This is a genomic window from Frigoribacterium sp. CFBP 13707 (assembly GCF_014842245.1).
Classification (GTDB): Bacteria; Actinomycetota; Actinomycetes; order Actinomycetales; family Microbacteriaceae; genus Frigoribacterium; species Frigoribacterium endophyticum.
In genome coordinates, this window is record NZ_JACYVL010000006.1 from 39027 (window position 1) to 61325 (window position 22299).

Annotated in this window: 23 protein-coding genes; 8 read left to right on the plus strand and 15 right to left on the minus strand. The window is 73.6% G+C overall.

All coding sequences use genetic code 11. The annotated features are described in order from the left end of the window. Window positions 1-32: 32 nt before the first annotated feature. The 6 genes from IFT45_RS11775 to thyX form a co-directional block, all read right to left on the minus strand. Entirely contained in the window at window positions 33-1262 is a 1230-nt protein-coding gene (locus tag IFT45_RS11775; protein WP_192128314.1) for an ABC transporter permease, read from the minus strand. Beyond that, complete coding sequence (locus IFT45_RS11780) at window positions 1259-2020, minus strand: ABC transporter ATP-binding protein (protein WP_192128316.1); 762 nt, start codon at window positions 2018-2020, stop codon at window positions 1259-1261. The genes IFT45_RS11775 and IFT45_RS11780 overlap by 4 nt, the downstream gene beginning before the upstream one ends. Next, window positions 2020-3033 (minus strand): efflux RND transporter periplasmic adaptor subunit, encoded by a 1014-nt coding sequence (locus IFT45_RS11785; RefSeq protein ID WP_056056229.1) that lies wholly within the window; start codon window positions 3031-3033, stop codon window positions 2020-2022. The genes IFT45_RS11780 and IFT45_RS11785 overlap by 1 nt, the downstream gene beginning before the upstream one ends. Window positions 3034-3161: 128 nt before the next feature. Then, window positions 3162-4838: a ribonuclease J gene (locus IFT45_RS11790; RefSeq protein WP_192128318.1), complete on the minus strand. Its 1677-nt coding sequence runs from the start codon at window positions 4836-4838 to the stop codon at window positions 3162-3164. Continuing rightward, complete coding sequence (gene dapA / locus IFT45_RS11795; protein WP_056056233.1) at window positions 4835-5812, minus strand: 4-hydroxy-tetrahydrodipicolinate synthase; 978 nt, start codon at window positions 5810-5812, stop codon at window positions 4835-4837. Before dapA ends, IFT45_RS11790 begins: the two co-directional genes overlap by 4 nt. A gap of 95 nt (window positions 5813-5907) precedes the next feature. Next, entirely contained in the window at window positions 5908-6666 is a 759-nt protein-coding gene (thyX, locus tag IFT45_RS11800) for an FAD-dependent thymidylate synthase (protein ID WP_192128400.1), read from the minus strand. A gap of 191 nt (window positions 6667-6857) precedes the next feature. Between thyX and IFT45_RS11805 the strand changes: the two genes are divergently transcribed. Further along, entirely contained in the window at window positions 6858-7763 is a 906-nt protein-coding gene (locus IFT45_RS11805) for a TIGR01777 family oxidoreductase (RefSeq protein ID WP_192045955.1), read from the plus strand. Window positions 7764-7775: 12 nt separating this feature from the next. On the opposite strand, the gene IFT45_RS11810 is transcribed toward IFT45_RS11805, so the two are convergent. Together IFT45_RS11810 and dapB are read right to left on the minus strand one after the other, a co-directional pair. Further along, window positions 7776-8231 carry a hypothetical protein gene (locus tag IFT45_RS11810; protein ID WP_192045956.1) on the minus strand — a complete coding sequence of 152 codons (456 nt, stop codon included), beginning with the start codon at window positions 8229-8231 and terminating at the stop codon, window positions 7776-7778. Next, window positions 8231-8962 (minus strand): 4-hydroxy-tetrahydrodipicolinate reductase, encoded by a 732-nt coding sequence (gene dapB, locus IFT45_RS11815; protein WP_056056240.1) that lies wholly within the window; start codon window positions 8960-8962, stop codon window positions 8231-8233. The genes IFT45_RS11810 and dapB overlap by 1 nt, the downstream gene beginning before the upstream one ends. A 50-nt stretch (window positions 8963-9012) precedes the next feature. On the opposite strand from dapB, the gene IFT45_RS11820 reads away from it, so the two are divergent. Further along, entirely contained in the window at window positions 9013-9534 is a 522-nt protein-coding gene (locus IFT45_RS11820) for a GNAT family N-acetyltransferase (protein WP_056056242.1), read from the plus strand. Here IFT45_RS11820 and IFT45_RS11825 read toward each other — a convergent pair. Continuing rightward, window positions 9531-10133, minus strand: coding sequence for a histidine phosphatase family protein (locus IFT45_RS11825; protein WP_056058759.1), 603 nt, complete (start codon window positions 10131-10133; stop codon window positions 9531-9533). The two genes, IFT45_RS11820 and IFT45_RS11825, sit on opposite strands and share 4 nt — an antisense overlap. 14 nt (window positions 10134-10147) lie before the next feature. Next, window positions 10148-11518: a pitrilysin family protein gene (locus IFT45_RS11830; RefSeq protein ID WP_056056244.1), complete on the minus strand. Its 1371-nt coding sequence runs from the start codon at window positions 11516-11518 to the stop codon at window positions 10148-10150. 225 nt (window positions 11519-11743) lie between these two features. Between IFT45_RS11830 and IFT45_RS11835 the strand changes: the two genes are divergently transcribed. Further along, window positions 11744-12358 (plus strand): TetR family transcriptional regulator, encoded by a 615-nt coding sequence (locus tag IFT45_RS11835; protein ID WP_192128320.1) that lies wholly within the window; start codon window positions 11744-11746, stop codon window positions 12356-12358. A 38-nt stretch (window positions 12359-12396) separates the two neighbouring features. Here IFT45_RS11835 and IFT45_RS11840 read toward each other — a convergent pair whose 3' ends face one another. Continuing rightward, window positions 12397-13434 (minus strand): aldo/keto reductase, encoded by a 1038-nt coding sequence (locus IFT45_RS11840; protein ID WP_235491232.1) that lies wholly within the window; start codon window positions 13432-13434, stop codon window positions 12397-12399. Window positions 13435-13756: 322 nt separating this feature from the next. Then, a complete protein-coding gene (locus IFT45_RS11845; protein ID WP_056056250.1) occupies window positions 13757-16033 on the minus strand; it encodes a polyribonucleotide nucleotidyltransferase in 2277 nt (758 codons plus the stop codon). Window positions 16034-16344: 311 nt separating this feature from the next. Here IFT45_RS11845 and IFT45_RS11850 point away from each other — a divergent pair, with 311 nt between their 5' ends. Continuing rightward, window positions 16345-17631, plus strand: coding sequence for a lytic transglycosylase domain-containing protein (locus tag IFT45_RS11850; RefSeq protein ID WP_371810990.1), 1287 nt, complete (start codon window positions 16345-16347; stop codon window positions 17629-17631). A gap of 81 nt (window positions 17632-17712) precedes the next feature. Here IFT45_RS11850 and rpsO read toward each other — a convergent pair whose 3' ends face one another. After that, entirely contained in the window at window positions 17713-17982 is a 270-nt protein-coding gene (gene rpsO, locus IFT45_RS11855) for a 30S ribosomal protein S15 (RefSeq protein ID WP_056056254.1), read from the minus strand. Window positions 17983-18076: 94 nt separating this feature from the next. Then, window positions 18077-18532 carry a VanZ family protein gene (locus IFT45_RS11860; RefSeq protein WP_192128322.1) on the minus strand — a complete coding sequence of 152 codons (456 nt, stop codon included), beginning with the start codon at window positions 18530-18532 and terminating at the stop codon, window positions 18077-18079. Window positions 18533-18628: 96 nt separating this feature from the next. On the opposite strand from IFT45_RS11860, the gene IFT45_RS11865 reads away from it, so the two are divergent. Continuing rightward, on the plus strand, window positions 18629-19372 hold the full coding sequence (locus IFT45_RS11865) for a M50 family metallopeptidase (RefSeq protein ID WP_192045959.1): 744 nt from the start codon (window positions 18629-18631) through the stop codon (window positions 19370-19372). 9 nt (window positions 19373-19381) lie between these two features. On the opposite strand, the gene IFT45_RS11870 is transcribed toward IFT45_RS11865, so the two are convergent. Continuing rightward, window positions 19382-19921: an adenine phosphoribosyltransferase gene (locus IFT45_RS11870; protein WP_056056260.1), complete on the minus strand. Its 540-nt coding sequence runs from the start codon at window positions 19919-19921 to the stop codon at window positions 19382-19384. A gap of 185 nt (window positions 19922-20106) precedes the next feature. On the opposite strand from IFT45_RS11870, the gene IFT45_RS11875 reads away from it, so the two are divergent. The 3 genes from IFT45_RS11875 to IFT45_RS11885 all read left to right on the plus strand — a co-directional run bounded on the left by IFT45_RS11875 (window position 20107) and on the right by IFT45_RS11885 (window position 22265). Then, window positions 20107-21150, plus strand: coding sequence for a M4 family metallopeptidase (locus tag IFT45_RS11875; RefSeq protein ID WP_192128324.1), 1044 nt, complete (start codon window positions 20107-20109; stop codon window positions 21148-21150). A gap of 135 nt (window positions 21151-21285) precedes the next feature. Next, window positions 21286-21663 carry a protealysin inhibitor emfourin gene (locus IFT45_RS11880; RefSeq protein WP_192128326.1) on the plus strand — a complete coding sequence of 126 codons (378 nt, stop codon included), beginning with the start codon at window positions 21286-21288 and terminating at the stop codon, window positions 21661-21663. Continuing rightward, window positions 21660-22265 carry a hypothetical protein gene (locus tag IFT45_RS11885; RefSeq protein WP_192128328.1) on the plus strand — a complete coding sequence of 202 codons (606 nt, stop codon included), beginning with the start codon at window positions 21660-21662 and terminating at the stop codon, window positions 22263-22265. Before IFT45_RS11880 ends, IFT45_RS11885 begins: the two co-directional genes overlap by 4 nt. Window positions 22266-22299: the final 34 nt, after the last annotated feature.

Sequence of the window (22299 nt, forward strand, 5' to 3'; positions counted from 1 at the left end):
GGAGGCGGGCGGCGCGTCAGCGGCGGGCGGGGTCAGTAGCGGATGGCGTCGATGACCTTGACGCGCACCGCGACGAGGGCCGGCAGGAGCCCGGCGACCGCACCGATGAGCGTCGCGGAGCCGAGGCCCACGAGGGCCGCCGTGATCGGGAAGGGCGGCAGGTCGTCGACCGCCCCCTGCGCGATGAACCCCTGCACGGTGCCGTTCTGCACGACCAGGACGGCCACCATGACGCCCACCACGCCGGCCACGACGGTGCCCGCGACGCTCTCCAGCATCACCGAGAAGAAGACCCGCGGGGCCGTCGCCCCGAACGACCTCCGCACCCCGATCTCGCGGATGCGCTGGCGGACCGTCACCAGGGCGATGTTGACGAGCCCGAGACCGCCGAGCAGCAGCACGAGCACCCCGACCCCGGTGATCGTCAGCTTGATCGGCAGGAAGGGATCGGTGTCGCCGGCGTACGCGGCGTAGTCCGTCCGGCTCACGTCGACCTGGACGTCGTCGCCGAGGGCGGCGGCCAGGTTGCCCTGCACCATCGCGCTGAGCTCGTCGCCCGACCCCGGCGGCAGCCACATCTCGTACTGCGGCGACTCCGGGTAGCCCCCCTGCGAGACCGGCACGAGGTCGAGCTCGTCGGACGGGAGGAGGAAGATCGCGGGCCTCTCCCCCTCGTAGAGCGCGGCGGTCACGCCGACGACCACCCCGGTCGCCGAGTCGGCGCCGCGGAGCTGCAGGGTCGGGTGCGACGAGACGGGCGGACGGCCGAGCTGCTCCCACAGGGCCTCGTTCACGACGACCGCGGGCGCCATGCGACGCTCGTCGCCGTCGACGAACCACGACCCCTCGGCCAGGGCGACGCGGTGCATCTCGCCGTACTCGGGGTCGACGATCTGCGCCGACACGTCGGTGAGCCCGCCCGGCAGCTGCACGGAGCGCGTCGTGTAGAGGGCCTCCGAGGCCCAGGTGACGTCGTACCGCGACATCGTCGAGCGGAACTCCCGGTCGACGAGGGCGGGGTCGAGCACGCCGGCGCCCGTCGTGTAGGCCGAGACCGTGTAGGTGGCCGGCCTCCCCCCGGACTTCTCCGACGACTCCCGCGTCGACTGCTCGGCGAGGCTACCGAGGCCGACCACGGCCGTCAGCGCCGCCACGGCGACCGCGACCCCGACGAGGCTGAGCAGCACGCGCAGCTTGTTGACCCGCAGCTCCGACCAGGCCTCGACGAACGCCCCCACGACGCTCGACAGCAGCCCGGTCACGCCGCGGGCTCCGCGGTCGCGGTCGCGGTCGCGGTCGCGGGCACGAGCGCCGACGGGCCGGCGAGCTCGCCGCCCAGCCGGGCCGCCGACAGCACGCCGGCGTCGAGCGCGTAGTGCCGGGCCGCGAGGCCCGCCACCGCGAGGTCGTGCGTGATGGTCACGAGGGCCGCGCCGGTGTCGGACGAGATGTCGTCGAGGAGGCGCATGACCGTCGCGCCCGTCTCGATGTCGAGCGCCCCCGTCGGCTCGTCGGCGAGGATGACGCGGGGGTCGCGCACCAGCGAGCGAGCGATGGCGACGCGCTGCTGCTCGCCCCCGGAGAGACGGTGCGGCATCGAGTCGACCCGGTCGCCGAGCCCGACCTTCTCGAGCATCTCCGCGGCGATCGACCGTCGCCGCCAGAACCGCCGGCCGCGCGCGTAGAGCAGCGGCGTCATGACGTTCTCGAGCGCCGTCCGCCCCTGGAGCAGGTTGAACTGCTGGAAGATGAAGCCGACCTGCTCGCCCCGCAGACGGTCACGCGCCCCCGACCGGAGCCCGCTCACGTCGACGTCGTCGAACGAGTGCGTGCCCGTGGTCGGCGCGTCGATGAGGCCGAGGATGTTCAGCAGGGTCGACTTGCCCGAGCCGGAGCGGCCCACGATGCTCACGTGCTCCCCGGCGTCGACGACGAGGTCGACGCCGCGGAGGATGTCGAGGGCCGCCCCGTCGGCCAGGGGCACCGTCTTGGTGACCCCCTCGAGCCGGATCAGCGGCATCAGCAGAGGACCTCTCCGGTCATCGGGTCGACACAGCCCTCCTGCGGGGCGACGGCGCCCGGCACGAACTCGAGCACCGTGTCGCCCTCGACGAGGCCGCCCGTCACCTCGACGGCCGTGCCGTCGTTGATGCCGAGCGTGATCTCGCGCTCCTCCTGCGTGCCGTCGGCGCCGACCACGGTCACGACGCCCTTGCCGGCCGCGCCCTCGACGGCGGTGAGCGGGACGGTCAGCACGTCGGTCGCCACGCCGGCGGGGATGGTCAACGTCGTCGCGAGCCCGGCGAACACCGTGACGTCGGCCGGCACGGCGCAGCTCACCGACTGACCGGAGGTGCCGGTCGCGGCGGGGTCGCCGCCGTCGCCCGACGTCGACGGCGCCGCGGCGCCGACGCCGCCCACGACGAGCGCCGTGCACGCGAACGGCGCCGGCCCTCCCGGGATCGACGCCGTGCCCTCCGTGGGGCGGCTGACGAGGCGGTACAGCTGGTCGGCAGCCAGCGAGCCCGTGACGTGGAAGGTGGGAGGCGCCACCTTCGCCACCGGGTCGCCCACGGCCACGATCTGGTCCTTGATCACGGGGAGCTCCGTGACGGTGCCGGCCACCGGGGCCGCCACCACGGCGGTCTTGACGACGGGGGCACGCTCGGTGACCGTCCCGTCCGCCGCGACGAGCGCCTCCTGCGGGGTCTCCGAGCGGAGCGTGGCGATCTTGTCGCCCGCCGCGACGACCTGGCCCTTCTCGACGACGACCGTCACGACGGTGCCGGCGAGGGTGGCCGGAGCGACGGACGCGGCGTCGGCCTCGACCGTGGCGTCGACGGTGACGTCGTTGGTGACGGTGCCGACCGCCACGGCGACCTGGGGCTCGACCGCCTCGCCGGTCGGGACGGCGACCGAGCCGGACGCGGCGTCCGGCGCGGCGAAGAACGCGAGCTTGACGAGGGCGACGGCGATCGCGGTGAAGATCAGGATGCGGAGGATCGGGAAGATCCAGGTCTTGGCCACGCGCACGGGCGACTCCCCCTTCGGAGCAACGGACGGAACGTGCTCACCCTAGGAGCGGGGGGACGACGGAGCCCTCCGTCGCCGGGATGACTTCCCGGCGGCGGAGGCCCCTCGTTCGTGGCGGCCCTGAGGCCCTAGGCGCTGATGACGACCGGCACGATCATCGGGCGCCGGCGGTGCTGCGTGTTGACCCAGCGACCGACCGTGCGGCGGACGACCTGGCTGAACTGGTGCGTGTCTCGCGTGCCGCCCTCGGCGGCCTCGGCCAGGGCCGCGATGATCTTCGGCAGCACTGCGTCGAACACCGAGTCGTCCTCCGCGAAGCCGCGCGACTGGATCTCGGGCCCGACGACGACACGGCCGGTCTGCGCGTCGAGGGCGACGAAGATCGAGATGAAGCCCTCCTCGCTGAGGATCCGCCGGTCCTTCAGGTCGGCGTCGGTGATCTCGCCGACGGTCGAGCCGTCGACGTAGACGTAGCCGAGGTCGAGCTGGCCGACGACGGTGGCCACGCCGTCCTTCAGGTCGACGACGACGCCGTCCTCGCCGAGCACGGTGTTCTGCTCGGGGACGCCGGTGCGGACCGCCAGGGCGGCGTTGGCGTACAGGTGCCGGTGCTCGCCGTGGACCGGCATGACGTTGCGGGGCCGGAGCACGTTGTAGCAGTACAGGAGCTCGCCGGCCGAGGCGTGGCCGGAGACGTGGACCTTCGCGTTGCCCTTGTGCACGACCTTCGCCCCGAGCTTCGTGAGCCCGTCGATCACCCGGTAGACGGCGTTCTCGTTGCCGGGGATCAGGCTCGAGGCGAGGATGACCGTGTCGTCGCGGCCGATCTCGATCTGGTGCTCCCTGTTCGCCATGCGCGCCAGGACGGCCATGGGTTCGCCCTGCGAGCCCGTGCTCATGTAGACGATGCGGTCGTCGGGGAGGTCCTTCGCCTTCTTCGCGTCGATCAGCACGCCGTCGGGCACCCTCAGGTAGCCGAGGTCGGCGGCGATGCCCATGTTGCGGACCATCGAGCGCCCCATGAAGGCGACGCGGCGGCCGTTCGCGTGCGCGGCGTCGAGCACCTGCTGGACGCGGTGGACGTGGCTCGAGAAGCTCGCGACGACGACCCGGCGCGGCGCGCGGCGGATGACGTCGTCGAGGACGGGGCCGATGTCGCGCTCGAGCGCCGTGAACCCGGGGACGTCGGCGTTGGTCGAGTCGGGCAGGAAGAGGTCGACGCCCTCCTCGCCCAGCCGGGCGAACGCCCGGAGGTCGGTGATGCGGTCGTCGAGCGGCAGCTGGTCCATCTTGAAGTCGCCCGTGTGGAGCACGAGGCCCGCCGAGGTGCGGATGGCCACGGCGAGGGCGTCGGGGATGGAGTGGTTCACCGCGACGAACTCGAGCTCGAACGGCCCGAGGGTCTCGCGGCCGCCCTCGCGGACGGTCAGCGACCACGGCGTGATCCGGTGCTCCTTGAGCTTCGCCTCGATCAGCGCGAGGGTCAGCTGCGACCCGATCAGCGGGATGTCGGCGCGGAGGCGGAGCAGGTACGGCACGGCGCCGATGTGGTCCTCGTGGCCGTGCGTCAGCACGATGGCGAGGACGTCGTCGAGGCGGTCCCGCAGCGGCGAGAAGTCGGGCAGGATCAGGTCGACGCCGGGCTGGTGCTCTTCCGGGAAGAGCACGCCGCAGTCGACCACGAGCAGCTTGCCGTCGATCTCGTAGATCGTCATGTTGCGGCCGATCTCGCCGAGTCCGCCCACCGGCACGACGCGCAGCGTGCCGGGCTCGAGCGCGGGAGGGTCCTGGATCGTCGCGGTCATCGCGTGGTGCCGTGCACCTTGGGCAGGGCGCCGCCGGCCGCCGCGTTGCGGTCGGGGCGGAAGCGGCTGAGGTCGAGGCCGGGGATCTCGCCGACGTGCGACAGCTCGTCCTCGATCAGCGCGGCCTCGCTGTCCTCCGGGCCGACGAGCGGCAGGCGCACGCGCGGGCTGGAGATGCGGCCGAGGCCGTGCAGGATGTACTTCGCCGCGACCGTGCCGGGCACGTGCGTCATGACGGCGCGCACGAGCGGCTCGAGCATCTGGTGCGCCGCGGTGGCGGTGTGCAGGTCGCCCGCGTTCACGGCGTCGACGATCGTGCGGTACGGCGCGGCGGCGATGTTCGCCGTCACGCCGATCAGGCCGGAGGCGCCGATCGAGAGGTGCGGCAGGACGTTGGCGTCGTCGCCCGAGAAGTACAGGAGGTCGGTCTGGTTGATGACCCGGCTCACCTCGGCGAAGTCGCCCTTGGCGTCCTTCACGGCGACGATGTTCGGGTGCTTCGCGGCCCGCAGCAGCGTCTCGTACTTGATCGGGATGCCCGTGCGGCCGGGGATGTCGTAGAGGATCACCGGCAGGTCGGTCGCGTCGGCGATCATGCGGAAGTGCGTGAGGACGCCCGCCTGCGTGGGCTTGTTGTAGTACGGCGTGACGATCATCACGCCGTCGGCGCCCGCCGCCTCGCTCGCCTTGTAGAGCTGGATGGCGTGCGCGGTCTCGTTCGAGCCGCCGCCCGTGATGATCTTCGCTCGGCCGGCCGACACCGACTTGCCGACCTCGACGAGCCGGAGCTTCTCCGGGTCGGTCAGCGTGCTCGTCTCGCCGGTGGTGCCGGTGACGACGATGCCGTCGGCACCCGCGGTGATGCAGTCGTCGATGTGCTTCTCGGTCGCGGCCCAGTCGACCTCGCCGTCAGCGGTGAACGGGGTGACGAGAGCGACGAGGACCTGCCCGAAGGGGTTGCTGATGTCAGACACGTCGACCAGCGTACTGGCTCGCTCCGTCGGGGCGGGCGTGCAGGAGGCGCGACCGGCGTCGACGACGTCACCGCGCCTCCCCGGGGCGGCCGGCCCTACGGCGCGACGCGACCGTTCTTGCCGAACGCCGCGTAGGTGAGGGGCATCAGCTCGGCCCAGATGTCCTCCATCTTCTCCGCGCACATCTCGATCTCCCGCTGCGGGAACGACGGGAAGTGCGTGCCCTCGCGCTTGGTGCGCAGGCTGAGGAAGTTCATCAACGAGCGGGCGTTCACCGTGACGTACATCGACGAGTAGATGTTGAGCGGCAGGACGATGCGGGCGACCTCGCGGGCGATGCCCTCGTCGAGCATGCGCTTGTAGGCGGCGTAGGCCTCCCGCGAGGTGCGCTCGGTCTCCGACCGCACGAGGGCCGACTGCTCGGGCGTGCCGGGCAGGAAGTCGTAGGCGCCGGGCTTGCCGACCTGCTGCAGGTTGCGCGTCTCGGCGGGCACGTAGAAGACCGGGTTGAGCTCGCGGTAGCGACCGCTCTCCTCGTTGTAGCTCGCCATGCGGTGCCGCATGAACTCGCGGAAGACGAAGATCGGCGCCTGGACGTAGAAGGTCATCGAGTTGTGCTCGAACGGCGAGCCGTGGCGGTCGCGCATCAGGTAGTTGATGAGGCCGGCGCCCTTGGTCGCCTGCTCGCCCTCGGCGGAGGCCTGCGCGCCCTCGAGGGTGAGCTCGCCCATCGTCGACACGCGCGCGGCGAACAGCACGTCGCTGTCGTGGGCGCTGGAGCGGACGAGCTCGACGGTCACGTCGGAGCGGAACTCGACGTCGTGCTCGACGGGGTGGTTCTCGGCGGACTGGATCACGGGGTCAACGGCAGCGGCATCAGACACGGCGACGACTCTACCTCCGCAGCCCCTCCCGCAGAGCGTCTCCCCGGGCGCCCTCCCGGCCGCCTCGCCCGTGCGCCTCGGGACGACCACCAGGAGGCACGCCTACGCTCTCGGGGAGCACCTCCCTCCCCGCTCCCCCGCACCGTGAAAGCCAGGGCCCCATGACCGACGCACCCCTCACCGTCCTCGTCTCCGGCGCCTCCGGCCTGGTCGGCACCGAGCTCACCCGGCAGCTGCGGGAGGCCGGCCACCGCGTCGTCGCGCTCGTCCGCGGCGAGGCCCGTGACGACGACCAGGTCACCTGGGTCCCCGCCGCCGGCATCGTCGACTACACCGTGCTCGACCGGGCCGACGCCGTCGTGAACCTGAGCGGCGCGAACCTCGGCCGCCTGCCCTGGACCCCGGGCTACAAGAAGGAGATCGTGGCGTCGCGCGTGTCGGCGACCCAGACCCTCGCGCGGGGCATGGCCCGGGCCGAGACGCCGCCGACGGTCTTCCTGAGCGGATCGGCCGTCGGGATCTACGGCGACCGCCCCGGGGAGCGCCTGACCGAGGAGAGCCCCCGCGGCACCGGCTTCCTCAGCGACGTCGTCGCCGAATGGGAGGCCTCGACCGCCGAGGCGCCCTCGGGCACGCGCGTCGCCCACCTGCGCACCGGCGTGGTCGTGGGCCCCGGTGGCGCCCTGAAGCCCCTCCTCCCCCTGACCCGCCTCGGACTCGGCTCGCGCCTCGGCACAGGCGACCAGTTCTGGCCCTGGATCAGCCTGCACGACGAGGCCGCCGCGATCGTGCACCTGCTCACCTCGACCCTCGAAGGGCCCGTGAACCTCGCCGGCCCGACGCCGGCCACGAGCGACGAGCTGACCCGCCGGCTGGCCGGTGACCTCGGGAAGCCCTACGCCCTCACCGTGCCCGAGTTCGTCATCTCCGGCGCCATGCAGGAGGCGGGGCGCGAGATGCTGCTGCCGAGCCAGCAGGTCGTGCCCGCGAAGCTCCTCGCCGACGGCTTCGCCTTCCGTCACCGCACCGTCGACGAGGCCGTCGACGCCCTGGTCTCGACCCTCTGAGGGGTCGGGCGGTCAGCGCGAGGCGGCCGCCGCCTCCCCCCGGAGCTTGATCGACCAGCGCAGGGCCTTCCGGGCCCGCCGGCGGTCGCCGCACGCGTCGTAGGCCAGCCCGAGCCGGAACCAGGAGCGCCAGTCGTCGGGCGACTCCGCCGCCTCCGCCGCCCACCGCGGGAAGGCGGCGTCGGCGGCCTCGCGGTCGTACCGGCCGGAGGCGCGGCGCGGCACGTCGTCGACGGGGAGCTCTCCCGAGGCGGCCAGTTCACGGACCATCTGCTGGGTCCGGGCGCCGAAGCGGAGCTCGACGACGAGCGCCCAGGCGCCGAGCAGCGGCAGCACCACGAGGGCGGCGCCGAGGACGACCGCGATCGGCTCGCCCGTCCGGAGGAAGAGGTACGCGCGCTGCGCGACGAGCACGACGTAGAGCAGCAGCAGCAGCGCCATGACGAGCGCGGCGACGCGGCCCTTCATCAGTCGAGGGGCAGCACGCGGTCGAGGCCGACCACGACGCCGCTGACGGTGGGAGCCGCCTCGATCGCGACCAGGAGGCCCTTCTCGTACGCGCCCTGCGACAGCGTGTCGTGGGTCAGCGTCAGGGTCTCGCCCGCGCCTCCCAGGATCACCGACTGCTGGGCGACCACGCCGCGCATCCGCAGGCTGTGCACCGGCACGCTGGCGACCTGCTGGCCGCGGGCGCGCTGGTCGGAGAACGGGGCGGCCACGGGCCCGAGGTCTCGCCGCGCCTCCGCGATGAGCTCCGCGGTGCGGACGGCCGTGCCGGAGGGCGAGTCGACCTTGCCGTCGTGGTGCGACTCGACGATCTCGATCGAGTCGTAGAACCGGGCCGCCATGGTCGCGAACCGCGTGGCCAGCACCGACCCCAGGCTGAAGTTCGGCACGACGAGGACGCCGGGGCCCGCGACGTCGGCGACGATCGTCGACAGCTTCGCGATGCGCTCGGCGCTCCAGCCCGAGGTGCCGACGAGCACGGGGAGGCCGGCCCGCACGACGTGCTCGACGATGCCGGGGCTCACGGCGGGGTGCGTCACGTCGACCACGAGGTCGGCGCCGAGGACGCCGTCGAGGTCGTCGCGCGACGACAGGCCGGCGTGCAGCTCGAGGCCGTCGGTGCGCTCGACGAGGTCGACGATGAACGAGCCGAGCGTGCCCGTGGCCCCGACCACGGCGATGCGGGAAGTCATGGGGACCAACCTACCGGCCGGGGCTCCCGGGGCGACCTAGCATGGTGCCCATGAGCAGGTTCCGCCCCGTCGACGTCACGGCGCCCGTCGCCGCCGAGCTGCTGACCGCCTACTTCGCCGAGCGGGCCCGCACCTTCCCCGGCGGGCCGGCTGCCTACGTGACCACGCTCCCCGACCCGGCCGCGTTCACGCCGCCCGCCGGCGTCTTCGTCGTCGCCGAGGAGGACGCCGGCGCGGCGCCGGGCCCCGACGAGTCGGCGTCGCTCGGCTGCGGCGGCGTCCGCGCCGTGGCTCCGGGGCCCGGCGGCGAGGTGCGATTCGAGGTCAAGCACCTCTTCGTCTCCCCCGCCGGGCGGGGCCGGGGGCTCGGTCGGGCGCTCCTCGACGAGCTGGAGCGCCGGGCGCGCGACCTCGGTGCGGACGAGCTCGTGCTCGACACGAACGACAGCCTCGCGGCCGCCGGCAGCCTCTACCGCTCGTCGGGCTACGAGCGGATCGAGCCCTACAACGCCAACCCGAACGCGACGGCCTGGTACCGGAAGGCACTGGGCCGCACGGCTCCCCCGAGCTAGATCGGCTGCTCCACCGGGAGGCCGGTGCGGAGCTCGACCGGCAGGTGCCCGAGGTCGTTGTGGGTGACGAGCTCCGGCGGCTTCGCCGAGCGGACGCGGATGATCGTCAGGCCGGCGTTGGCCTGGTTGACGCCCATCCAGCGCCAGTCCGGAGCCCCGAAGACCTCGCGGACGAACCACCCGATCACGAAGTTGTGCGTGATGAGGAGGTCGTGGCGGTCCTCGCGGGCCGGGGTCAGCCACTCGGAGACGGCGTCGGCCATCTGCGCCTGCCCCGCCTCGACCTCCTCGTCGGTCACCCCGCCGAAGAACGGCTTGTAGGCCGCGGGCATGTCGGGCGTCGGGCCGGACGGCACGCAGTCGAAGAGCAGCGTCGAGGGCTGCGACTCGAGGGCCGGCAGCCGCTCGGTCATGATGCGGGCGGTCTCGGCGGCCCGCTCGAGCGGGGAGTGCCACGCGGCGTCGAACGGGACGCCGCCGAGGCGCTCGGCGATGAGGCGCGCCTGGCGCTTGCCCCGCTCGGAGAGCGGGCCGTCGGGCAGCCCGTGCTCGGCGTCCTGCTGTTCGCCGTGCCGGACGAGGTAGAGGTAGTGGGACACCGTCGTCTCCTGGTTCATGGGGTGGTGGCTGCCGGGCCGGGCACGTCGGGCGCGCTCGGCACGGCGAGGTCGGCGGCGTCGAGGTCGCCGACGACGACCGTCGAGAGGGCTCCGCCGCGCAGGGCCCCGGCGAGCTCGCGGACGTCGTCGGTGGTGACGCGGGCGATGCGGTCGAGCGAGGCGTCGAGGTCGACGAACTCGCCGAGCGAGAGCTCTGCCCGGCCGAGCCGGTTCATGCGCGTGTCGCTGTCCTCCAGCGCGAGGGCGGCGGCGCCGCCCAGCTGGCCGAGCGCACGGCGGTGCTCGTCGTCGGTGATGCCGTCGTCGGCGAGGCGGTCGAGCTCGTCGAGCATCAGGCGCGACACCCGACCGGCGTTCGACGGCGTGCAGCCGGCGTAGAGGCCGAACACGCCGGCGTCGGAGTAGCTCGACGCGAACGAGTAGACCGAGTACGCGAGGCCGCGACGCTCACGGACCTCCTGGAAGAGGCGCGACGACATGCCCCCGCCCAGCACGGAGTTGAGGACGGCCAACGAGGAGCGACGCTCGTCGGCCGCGGAGATGCCGGGCAGGCCGAGCAGGACGGTGGCCTGCTCGAGCGGGCGCCGCACGATCGTGACGGGCTCGGCCGGCGTGGGCACGACCGCGGCCGTCGACCGCCGGGCGACGGGCGACGCGGCCTCCGTCGACCAGTCGGACCGGTCGAGGGCGGCCGTGAGACGCTCGACGAGGTGGTCGTGCTCGACGGCGCCGGCGACGGTGACGACGAGGTCGCGGGGCCGGTAGTTCTCGCGCCAGTGGCGGTGCACGTCGTCGCGCGACGCGGCGCGGATGCTCTCGGGGGTGCCGCCGATGGGGCGGCCCAGGGGGTGGTCGCCGAAGACCGACTCGAAGAGGCGCTCGCCCGCGACGTCGGCCGGGTCGTCGTCGGCCATCGCCAGCTCCTCGAGGATGACCCCGCGCTCGGTCTCGAACTCGACGGGGTCGAGCGAGGCCGACGTCAGCATGTCGGCCAGCACGTCGACGGCGTCGTCGAGGTCGACGTCGCGCACGCGGGCGTAGTAGCAGGTGTACTCCTTGGCGGTCGCGGCGTTGTGCTCGCCGCCGACCGACTCGAAGGCCACCGCGATGTCGAGGGCGGACCTCGTCGTCGTGCCCTTGAAGAGCAGGTGCTCGAGGAAGTGGGTCGAGCCCCGCTCGCCCTCCTGCTCGTCGCGCGAGCCCACCGCGACCCAGAAGCCCACCGTGGCGCTGCGCGCGCCCGGCATGCGCTCGCTGAGGATGCGCACCCCCGTCGGCAGGACGCTGCGGCGGACGAGGGCGTCGCCCGTCGCGACGAAGGAGAGCTCGACCGCGTCGAGGGGCAGGGAGACAGGACCGGTCATCAGAGCGAGCCTACGGGATGCCCTCCGGCGCCGTCACCCGAACTGGGGGACGTGGGTGTGGACAAACAGACGAGTCCGTCTGTCCTCATCGGTGCTACAGTGATCTCACCGACGGCGGCACCACCCCCCTGATCAGTCGTCGTCGGCGGCTGTGGACGTCCTGGAGGTCCCGAGCACGCGTTCCCCCGACGCGGCTCGAGCCACCGAGTCCCAAGGAGCCACGCTGTGACGGTCGATTCCCCCCAACCGGCCGTCCAGCGTCTCCCTGGGCGTCCCCGCGCCGACCAGACCACGCCAGGCGCCCGCGCCCGCGTGCTGACGACGGCCGACCGCCTCTTCTCCGACGAGGGGATCCGCGTCGTGGGCGTCGATCGCCTGATCGCCGAGTCGAGCGTCACCAAGGCCACGTTCTACAAGCACTTCGGCGCGAAGGACACCCTCGTGCTCGAGTACCTCGCCGGCCGCCACGACCGCGACGTCGAGGCCCTGGCCGCCCTCGTCGAGGAGCACCCCGACGGCGTCGAGCGCATCCGGTCCCTGCTGGAGTCGGTGGTCGCGCAGCTGCAGGCCCCCGGCTACCGGGGCTCGCCCTGGGCCAACGCCGCGTCCGAGTTCAGCGACCCGACCCACGCCGTCCGCGCCAGCATCGCCGAGCACCGCGAGTGGCAGACGGACGCCCTCGTCGACCTCTTCAAGGACGCCGCTCACCCGATGCCCGGCGACGCCGCCGACGACCTCCTGCTCGCCTGGGACGGCGCGCAGATCGGCGCCTACGCCGGCGACGCCATCGCGGCCGCGGCCTCCCTGCGCCGCACCGTCGAGCGCCTCCTCAGCGCCTGACCCCTGCCTCCCGGCTGCCGGCCTGCCGGCCCGGAGCCTCAGGCCGAGGCTCGGTCGAGCTCCAGCACCTGCGTGCGCGTGAGCCGGACCTGAGCCGCCTGGGCGAGCTCGGCGACCTGAGCCGCGCTCGTGGCGCTCGCCACCGGCGCCACCACGTTCGGCTTCGCGAGCAGCCACGCCAGGGAGATCGCGGCCGGCGACACGTCGTGCACCGCTGCGACCCGGTCGAGCTCGGCGAGGACCCGCAGGCCCTTCTTCGTCAGGTGGCGCGAGACGTCCTTGCCGCGGCGGGTGCGCGAGACGTCGGCCCGCGTGCGGTACTTGCCGGTCAGGAACCCGCTCGCCAGCGCGAAGCGCGGCATGACGGCCAGCCCGAGCTGGGCGGCGACCTTCGAGAGGCCGCCCTCGTACTCCGTGCGGTTCATGAGGTTGTACTGGTTCTGCAGCGCCACCATCGGGGCCACCCCGAGCATGCCCGCGGCGATGCGCGCCTCGTACAGACGGTTGCCCGAGTGGTGGGCACCACCGAACCACCGGACCTTGCCGGCCCGGATGAGGTGGTCGACGGCGAGCAGCGTGCGCTCGAACGCCACCTCGGTGTCGTCGACGTGCAGGTAGAGGAGGTCGACGTGGTCGGTGCCGAGCCGTTCGAGCGACGCCTCGACGGCCCGCTCGACCGCCCGCGGGGTGAGCCCTGGGTGGTCGGCGCTCTTGCCGATCTTCGTCGACAGCACGACGTCGTCGCGGGAGCGGCGGCGCTTCATCCACGAGCCGATCATGATCTCGCTGCGCCCGCCGGCGTACGAGTCGGCCGTGTCGACGAAGTTGCCGCCCAGGTCGTAGTACGCGTCGAGCACGGCCTCGGTCTCGGTCTGGTCGGCCGTCCAGCCGAAGACGTTGCCGCCGATCGCCATCGGGAAGACGCGGAGGTCGGACGTGCCGAGGCGACGTCGCGGCTGGATCACGCCGAGGTCGACGGGGACGGTCGCGTCCGTGACGGACGAGCGCCGCGGCGGGCGGGCGGGGGCGGCACGGGGAGCCTCGGCACCGGTGGCGCGCGCCGTGGTCTCGCTCACTCGCGTCACCCCTCCGAGGCTGGTCTGGCGGCTCTCGTCGGGCACCGACGACAGGACCCCGCCGACCGTGGCGACCATCGGTCACGGCGAGCTGGATCGGGCCCTCACGTCGAGACTACGGGCCCGAGCGGTGCTCGGCACGCCGCCGCACCCGATCGTTACGAGAACATCCCTCAGATTCTCGGAGCGCGCCTCCTCGGGGCCTCAGGAGGCACGGCAGCACCGTCCGTCACACCTCCTGGGGGCCGTCCCGACGCTCTCGGAGACGACGAAGCCCGCCCCCGACCGAGGTCGGGGGCGGGCCGTGTCTGACGGTCAGCGACTAGCCGAGGTCGACCGACGCGTCGTCGCTCTCGCCGGCGGCGCCGCTCGAGTCGGTGTCGGCCTCGTCGGCCACGACCGGGGCGAGCGACAGCTTGCCCCGGTCGTCGATCTTCGTGATCTCGACGAGGATCTTCTGGCCGACCCCGAGCACGTCCTCGACGTTCTCGACGCGCTTGCCGCCGGCCAGCTTGCGGACCTCGCTGATGTGCAGCAGGCCGTCCTTGCCGGGGAGGAGCGAGACGAAGGCGCCGAACGACGCGATCTTGACGACCGTGCCGAGGAACTGCTCGCCCACCTCGGGGTTGGTCGGGTTCGCGATGGCGTTGACCTGGGCGCGGGCGGCCTCGGCCGAGGGGCCGTCGACGGCGCCGATGTAGACGGTGCCGTCCTCCTCGATGGAGATGTCGGCGCCGGTCTCGTCCTGGATCGCGTTGATCGTCTTGCCCTTCGGGCCGATCAGCTCGCCGATCTTGTCCTGCGGGATCTGGACCGAGATCACGCGGGGCGCGGTCGGGGCCATCTCGTCGGGCGCGTCGATCGCCGAGGTGAGCACGCTGAGGATGGCGGTGCGCGCCTCCTTGGCCTGCTTCAGGGCGGCGTCGAGCACGGCGGTCGGCAGACCGTCGAGCTTCGTGTCGAGCTGGATGGCCGTGACGAACTCGCTCGTGCCGGCGACCTTGAAGTCCATGTCGCCGAGGGCGTCCTCCGCACCGAGGATGTCGGTGAGGGCCGCGTAGCGGGTCTGGCCGTCGACCTCGTCGGAGACGAGGCCCATGGCGATGCCCGCGACGGGCGCGCGCAGCGGGACACCGGCGTTGAGGAGCGACAGGGTCGAGGCGCAGACGGAGCCCATCGACGTCGAGCCGTTGGAGCCGAGGGCCTCGGACACCTGACGGATCGCGTAGGGGAACTCCTCGCGGCTGGGCAGCACCGGCACGAGGGCGCGCTCGGCGAGGAAGCCGTGCCCGATCTCGCGACGCTTCGGCGACCCGACGCGGCCGGTCTCACCGGTCGAGTAGGGCGGGAAGTTGTAGTGGTGCAGGTAGCGCTTCTTCGTGACCGGGCTCAGCGAGTCGATCTGCTGCTCCATCTTGAGCATGTTCAGCGTGGTGACGCCCAGGATCTGGGTCTCGCCGCGCTGGAAGATGGCGGAGCCGTGCACGCGCGGGATGACCTGGACCTCGGCGTCGAGCGGACGGATGTCGGCCAGGCCGCGGCCGTCCATGCGGACCTGCTCGGTGAGGATGCGGTCGCGGACGACCTTCTTGGTGGCCGTCTTGTAGGCGGCGGAGACCTGGCCGAGGGCGGACTCGGGCAGCGCGCCCGACTCGACCTTCGCCGCGACGGCGTCCTTGACCTTGCCCTTGAGCACGTCGTCGGCGTCCTGGCGCTCGATCTTGCCGGCGATCTTGTAGACCTCGGACAGCTCGGAGCCGGCGGCCTCGGTGACCGCGGCGAGGACCTCGTCGGTGTAGGGCAGGAAGACCGGGTAGTCGGCGATCTCCTTGAAGGCCTGCGCGGCCATCGCGGACTGCGCGTCGACCAGCTGCTTCAGGAAGGGCTTGGCGGCCTCGAGGCCCTGGGCCACGACGGCCTCGTCGGGCTTGGTGGCGCCGCCCTGGATGAGGCCCCAGGCGTGCTCGGTGGCCTCGGCCTCGACCATCATGATCGCGACGTCCTCGTTGCCGGCGGCGTCGGTGACGACACGGCCCGCGACGGTCAGGTCGAAGACGGCCTCGGCCAGCTGCGACGCCTTGGGGAAGGCCACCCACTGGTCGCCGATGAGGGCGAGGCGGACACCGGCGATCGGGCCGGAGAAGGGCAGGCCCGAGATCTGGGTGGAGGCGCTGGCCGCGTTGATGGCCAGGGCGTCGTAGAACTCGTCGGGCGCGATGCTCAGGACGGTGATGACGACCTGGACCTCGTTGCGCAGGCCCTCGACGAAGGAGGGGCGCAGGGGCCGGTCGATGAGACGGCAGACGAGGATGGCCTCGGTGGAGGGGCGGCCCTCGCGACGGAAGAACGAGCCGGGGATCTTGCCCGCGGCGTACGAGCGCTCCTCGACGTCGATGGTGAGGGGGAAGAAGTCGAAGTTGTCCTTCGGCTTCTTGCTGGCGCTCGTGGCGGACAGCAGCATGGTGTCGTCGTCGAGGTAGGCGGCGACGGCTCCCTGGGCCTGCTGGGCGAGACGACCGGTCTCGAATCGGATGGTGCGCTTGCCGAACTTGCCGTTGTCGAGGACGGCTTCGCCGAACTTGATCTCTGGACCCTCCATGTGGGGGCTACTCCTCTTTGTTTTGCATCGACGCCCCGTGTGGGCATCGATGTGCATCCGGAGCGGGCGGGGCGGCGGGCACGAAGGACGTGCACGGACGACGGCGCGGTGCGCCGGTCGCTCGTCTGGCCAACAGTGGGAACGGTCGGAGCCCCCTGCCCGACCGACGCTGACGAGCGCCGGGACCGGGGCGGGATCCGCCTGTCACCACCGGTGACCAGCAGCCGAGACCGGCCTGCTCCGTGCGCGATCCTAGCACCGGGGCCTCCGCGGGCCGGGAGGCGGGCGGGCTCCGCGGCTAAGGTCGACGCGTGACCCCGACCGCTCCCTCCCGCCGACCCGGCCGCGCCGCCCGCCGGGCGAGCCTCGTGGTCGCGACCACCGCCTCCCTCGCCCTCGTGCTGTCGACCCTGGCCGGGGCGGGCCCCGCGTCGGCGGCCGAGGCCCCCAGTTGGGCCGACGTCGAGGCCGCACGGGGCGACGCCGCGGCGACCCAGGCGCAGGTCGTCGCCGTCACGGCGGCGCTCGACGGACTCGAGCGCACCGCCGCCGCACGGGGGGACGCCGCGGTGGCGGCGACCGCGACCAGCGCGGAGGCCGCGGCCGAGGAGGCCGCCGCCGGCACCCGGGCCGACCGCCTGCAGGCCGACGCCGACGCGGCGGTGGCCGCCGAGCAGGCGGCCCACGAGCAGGCGGGACAGCTCGCCGCGCGGCTCTCGCGGGTCGGCGGCCCCCAGGCGCCGTCGACGGAGCTGCTCGTCGCCACCGACCCGGACCAGGTGCTGTACCAGCTGGGGGCGCTCACCCAGCTGGGCGACCGGTGGCGCGGGGTCCTCGCCGCGGCGACGACGACGAGCGGCACGGTCGCCTCGCTGACCGCGCAGGCCCAGGTCGCCCGGGCCGAGGAGTCGCGGCTCGCCGACGAGGCCGCCGACCGGGCCGCCGACGCGACGGCCGCGCAGGCCGCCGCCGACGCGGAGGTCGCGTCGGCCACGACGCAGTCCGACCAGCTGTACGCCCAGCTCGCGACGCTCAACGACACCTCGGCCGAGGTCGAGCGGCAGTACCGGCAGGGCGAGGCGGAGAAGGCCGCGATCGCGGAGCAGGCGCGGGCGGCGGCGGCTGCCGCGGCTGCGGCGACAGCCGCCGCCGCCCGGGCGACCGCACCGGCGGCGGGCTCCGGCTCGGCGTCGCCCGGGTCACGCCCGGCGCCGGCTCCGGCTCCTGCTCCTGCCCCCGCACCGGCCCCTGCGCCCGCCCCCGCCCCCGGGGGCTCGACCGCTCCCCCGTCCGGCGCCGTGAACGACCCGGCCGGCGCGAAGGCCTACGCCGCGAGCCAGGTCGGCACCGGTGCCGAGTACTCCTGCCTCGTCCAGCTCTGGAACAAGGAGTCGGGGTGGCGGACCACCGCGACGAACCCGTCGGGAGGCGCGTACGGCATCCCGCAGGCCCTGCCGGGTTCGAAGATGGCCAGCGCCGGCCTCGACTGGCGGACGAACTACCGGACCCAGGTCGACTGGGGCCTCAGCTACATCCACGGCCGGTACGGCACGATGTGCGCGGCCTGGGCGCACTCCGTCGCGAACAACTGGTACTGACGGGCGCTTCGGCGGCCCCGGAACGAGGACGGCCCCCCTCCTGCGTGCAGGAGGGGGGCCGTCGTCGAGACGTGCGGTCGACTAGCGACGGAGACCGAGGCGACCGATCAGCGTGCGGTAGCGCTCGATGTCGACCTTGGACAGGTAGCCCAGGAGGCGACGGCGCTGGCCGACGAGGAGGAGGAGGCCACGACGCGAGTGGTGGTCGTGCTTGTGCTCCTTGAGGTGCTCGGTCAGGTCGAGGATGCGCTGCGTCATCACGGCGACCTGGACCTCGGGGGATCCGGTGTCGCCGGGGTGCGTCGCGTACTCTTCGATGATCGCAGTCTTGACTTCGGGTGCAAGGGCCATGTCTGGGATCCCCTTCCTCTTCGTTGCGCGGCGCCCGTCACAGGATGTGCAGGCTCTCTTGATCCGCGGCCGTTCTGACGGCAACCTGAGGAGCTTACCAGGCCGGGCTCTGCCGCGGCGACCGGCCGCGGCGACGCGACCGGCGACTCCTCGGCAGGACGAGGCCGACGAAGGCCGCGCCGATCGCGGCTCCGAGGGTGTTCATCAAGAGGTCCTGCGGGTCCGCGAAGCGCGTCGCCGACAGCACCGTCGCCTGGTACGACTCGATGGCCACGGTCGCGACGAGGCCGACCACGACGCCGACCCACCACGCCCGCTTCGGCAGCAGCAACGCCGGGAACATGCCCATCGGCACGAACATCGCGACGTTCGCGGCCGCCTCGACCCGGGCGAAGGTGATCCAGTCGGTCTCCTCGTGCCGGGCGGCGAGGTCGAGCACCCGCCAGAGCAGCTCGGAGGTGCCGTCGCCGTAGACGGTGGGTCGGAGGGTCATCCAGGCGACCCCGGCGAGGTACGCGAGGGTGGCGAGGAGGAGGACGGCGCGGCGCATCCCTCCATGGTGGGGCACGCCCGGCCGAGACAGCTGCCAGGCGGCCGAGGTTCATCCCTCGGACGGAGCCCGGGAGGCGCCTCCTAGGCTGGCCGGATGACCACCGCACCCGAGACCGTCGCCGACCTCTGGGCCCGGGTCGCCGAGCGCGCCGCGCCCCTGCCGCCGGAGTGGACGGCCGCGGCGGTCGCCGTCGGGGCGCTGCTCGTGCTCGTCCCGACGACCTGGCGCCTCGTGCGCCACGCGGTCACCGTCGTGCACGAGGGCGGGCACGGCCTGGCCGCGGTGCTCAGCGGGCGACGCCTCTCGGGCATCCGCCTGCACGGCGACACCTCGGGCCTCACGGTGTCGAGCGGGCCGCCGACCGGCCTCGGGATGGTCGTCACGCTGCTGGCCGGCTACCCGGCGCCCGCGCTCGCCGCGCTCGGGGCCTCGTGGCTGCTCGCCGCGGGGTTCGCGGCGGGGCTGCTCTGGGCGCTGGTGCTGCTGCTGGCGCTGATGCTCGTGCAGATCCGCAACTGGTTCGGGCTCTGGGTCGTGCTGGTCGGGGCCGCCGTCGTCGGCGGCGTGACGTGGCTCGCCCCCGTGGTGTGGCAGCAGTCGTTCGGCCTTGCGCTCGTCAGCGTGCTCGGCCTCGGAGCCGTCCGTGCCTCGCTCGAGCTGCAGTCCAGCCGCCGCCGCAGCGCCCGCCGCGGCGGGTCGACGCAGTCGGACGCCGACCAGCTCGCCCGCCTGACGCACGTGCCGGGAGTGCTGTGGGTCGGCGTCTTCGTCGCGGTGACGGCGGCCTGCGTCGTGGGCTGCGGCCTGCTGCTCTTCCCCGGCTGGCCCGCGCCGTAGGGCCCCGGCCTAGGCCGGTGCGCTCGAGAGGGCGTGGACGGGCAGGCGGGAGGCGAGGCGGTCGCGCCCGGGCAGGCCGTCGAGCTCGAGCAGCACGGCGATGCCGACGACCTCGTAGCCCGCGCGCTCGAGGAGGGTGACGGTCGCCTCGGCGGTGCCGCCGGTGGCGAGCACGTCGTCGACGACGAGCACCCGGGTGCCCGCGGGCAGCTGGCTCGGGCGCAGCTCGAGGGTCGCCTCGCCGTACTCGAGCGCGTAGCTCTCGCTGAGCACCTCGCCGGGGAGCTTGCCGGCCTTGCGGACGGTGAGCACGCCGACGCCCTGCTCGATCGCGATGCCGCCGGCCAGCGCGAAGCCCCGGGCCTCGATGCCGGCCACGGCCTGGAAGGCGCCGTCGAAGGGCTCGCTCAGCGCGGCCGTCACCGTCGCGAAGGCGTCCGCGTCGGAGAACAGCGGCGTCACGTCGCGGAAGAGGATGCCCGGCACGGGGAAGTCGGGGACGACGGCGATCATGCGGTCGACCAGGGCGGAGGCGTCGGAGGCGGTCATCCGGTCAACGCTACCGGGGCGGCGGGGCGGCCCCGTGCGCCGGGTCGCCGAGCGAGTGTGGGGGCCGGCCGGTCGGAGGCGCGGCGCAGGCCTGCGGGAGGCGCGGTGCGGGCCCCCGGAGCGCCTCCCGTGACGATCGTGTGAACTGTCGGGCCGATGTCGGGGGCCGGTGCGAGAGTGCAGCCATGACCCGCTTCATCGTGCCGCCCTACCTGCTCGACCACCTCGCCCGGGCCGACTCGCCGCGCCTGTCACGGGCCCCCGAGGCCGCCCGCCAGGGCCTGCGGCAGATGGAGGAGGTGCGGGCGCTCCGCGCGGCGGTGCCTCCGGCCCGTCAGGCCGCCGTGGCCGTCGACGGCCCGCTCGAGCGCACGATCTCGGACGCCGGGGGCACCGAGGAGCTGCCCGGCCGCGTGGTGCGCCGCGAGGGCGAGCCGCCGACGGACGACGTCGCCGTCACCGAGGCCTACGACGCCCTCGGGGCCACGCACGCGCTCTTCCTCGAGGCGTACGGCCGGTCGTCGATCGACGGCTCGGGCCTGCCGCTCGACGCGACCGTGCACTACGGGCTCGACTACGACAACGCCTTCTGGGACGGCCGGCGGATGGTCTTCGGCGACGGCGACGGCGAGGTGTTCCGCCGCTTCACGGCGTCGGTGAGCGTCGTGGGCCACGAGCTCGCGCACGGGGTGACGCAGTACACGACGGCGCTCGAGTACCAGGGGCAGTCCGGGGCGCTCAACGAGTCGATCAGCGACGTCTTCGGCGCGCTCGTCGAGCAGCACCTGCTCGGGCAGACGGCCGACGAGGCCAGCTGGCTGATCGGTGAGGGCCTCTTCACCGACGAGGTGCAGGGGCGGGCGCTGCGCTCGATGGCCGCCCCGGGGACGGCCTACGACGACGACGTGCTCGGGAAGGACCCGCAGCCGGCCCACATGGACGACTACGTCGAGACGACGGAGGACGCCGGGGGCGTGCACCTCAACTCGGGGATCCCCAACAAGGCCTTCCACCTCGTGGCCACGGCCCTCGGCGGCCCCGCGTGGGAGCGCGCCGGGCAGGTCTGGTACGACGCGATCACGAGCGGCGACGTGTCGCCGGCCTCGACGTTCGCCGAGTTCGCCGCCGTCACGGTCGCCGCCGCGGAGGGGCGGTGGGGCGCCGGGTCGAGCGAGGCCCGCGCGACGACCGAGGGGTGGCGCGGGGTCGGGGTGCTGCCCGCGGCCTGAGGCGGGGCGACGGGGCGACGGGGCGGCGGGGCGGCGGGCACGCTCCCCAGCGCCCGGCGGGCGCCCTGCCGTCGCCCTGCCGTCGCCCTCCCCTCGCCCTGCCGGCCCCGGGGCACCCGGGGTAGCATCGCGGCCATGATCGTCACCGTGCAGCGCACCGGCGGCTTCGCGGGCCTCACGCGGTCCTGGCAGGTCGACGTCGAGGCCGAGCCCGACACCGAGTCGTGGCTCGTGCTCATCGACGGCCTCCCCTGGTTGTCGACGCCGTCGACCGCCGACGGCGCGCAGCCCGACCGCTTCGTCTGGGTGATCGTCGTCGAGGCCCAGCCCGTGCGCGAGGCGACGCTGCCCGAGCAGCAGCTCACCGGACCGTGGCGCGAGCTCGTCGACCGGGTGCGCACGGTCGGGTCGGCCGTCGCACCTCACGCCGACGCGACCTCTGCCACGGGCGCCGGCGCGACCTCCACCACGGGAGCCGGTGCCGCCTCCGGCACGGGCGCCGGGGAACGATGAGCCCTTCCCGGCGGGCCCTCCTCCCCCTCGTCGCCAGCGCGCTCGTCGTCGTCGGCGGCGGGGTCGGCGTCGCGGTGGCCCAGTCGTCGAACCCCGCCCGCGTCGTCGGGGCCGAGACCGCCCCGCCGTGGCCGGTGCCCGACGTCGACGACCGGCCCGGGCGGGCTGAGCTCGCCGGCCTCGAGAACGTCTGGGGCCAGGACCTCGCCATGCACGTGCACAGCCACCTGTCGATCACCGTCGACGGCGAGCCGGTGACCGTGCCCGGCGACATCGGCCACGACTCGGGGACGAAGTTCGCGGCGCCGATCCACACGCACGACACGTCGGGCATCGTCCACGTCGAGTCGCCCCGCCGTGAGTCGTTCGTGCTCGGCCAGCTCTTCACGGAGTGGGGCGTGCACCTCGACCAGTCCGGCGTGGGCGACCTCGGGGGCGACGACGGGCGGTCGCTCACCGTGTTCGTCGACGGGAGCCGCTACGGCGGCGACCCCGCGGGCATCCGGCTCAGCGACTTCGAGGACGTGGCGCTGGTGCTCGCGCCGGCGGGCGAGGCCGTCACCGCGCCTCCCGGGTTCGCCTGGCCCGCCGACTACAACTGAGCCGGCCCCCTGCCCGACCCGACACGACGCCGAC

Coding starts and splice junctions, on each gene's coding strand:
- IFT45_RS11820 (WP_056056242.1), top strand. CDS start 9,013: ATGAGCAGGTTCCGCCCCGTCGACGTCACGGCGCCCGTCGCCGCCGAG.
- IFT45_RS11810 (WP_192045956.1), bottom strand. CDS start 8,231: ATGAAGGGCCGCGTCGCCGCGCTCGTCATGGCGCTGCTGCTGCTGCTC.
- IFT45_RS11845 (WP_056056250.1), bottom strand. CDS start 16,033: ATGGAGGGTCCAGAGATCAAGTTCGGCGAAGCCGTCCTCGACAACGGC.
- IFT45_RS11880 (WP_192128326.1), top strand. CDS start 21,286: ATGATCGTCACCGTGCAGCGCACCGGCGGCTTCGCGGGCCTCACGCGG.
- IFT45_RS11790 (WP_192128318.1), bottom strand. CDS start 4,838: ATGACCGCGACGATCCAGGACCCTCCCGCGCTCGAGCCCGGCACGCTG.
- IFT45_RS11865 (WP_192045959.1), top strand. CDS start 18,629: ATGACCACCGCACCCGAGACCGTCGCCGACCTCTGGGCCCGGGTCGCC.
- IFT45_RS11830 (WP_056056244.1), bottom strand. CDS start 11,518: ATGACCGGTCCTGTCTCCCTGCCCCTCGACGCGGTCGAGCTCTCCTTC.
- IFT45_RS11780 (WP_192128316.1), bottom strand. CDS start 2,020: ATGCCGCTGATCCGGCTCGAGGGGGTCACCAAGACGGTGCCCCTGGCC.
- dapB (WP_056056240.1), bottom strand. CDS start 8,962: ATGACTTCCCGCATCGCCGTGGTCGGGGCCACGGGCACGCTCGGCTCG.
- IFT45_RS11885 (WP_192128328.1), top strand. CDS start 21,660: ATGAGCCCTTCCCGGCGGGCCCTCCTCCCCCTCGTCGCCAGCGCGCTC.
- rpsO (WP_056056254.1), bottom strand. CDS start 17,982: ATGGCCCTTGCACCCGAAGTCAAGACTGCGATCATCGAAGAGTACGCG.
- IFT45_RS11875 (WP_192128324.1), top strand. CDS start 20,107: ATGACCCGCTTCATCGTGCCGCCCTACCTGCTCGACCACCTCGCCCGG.
- IFT45_RS11860 (WP_192128322.1), bottom strand. CDS start 18,532: ATGCGCCGCGCCGTCCTCCTCCTCGCCACCCTCGCGTACCTCGCCGGG.
- IFT45_RS11805 (WP_192045955.1), top strand. CDS start 6,858: ATGACCGACGCACCCCTCACCGTCCTCGTCTCCGGCGCCTCCGGCCTG.
- IFT45_RS11870 (WP_056056260.1), bottom strand. CDS start 19,921: ATGACCGCCTCCGACGCCTCCGCCCTGGTCGACCGCATGATCGCCGTC.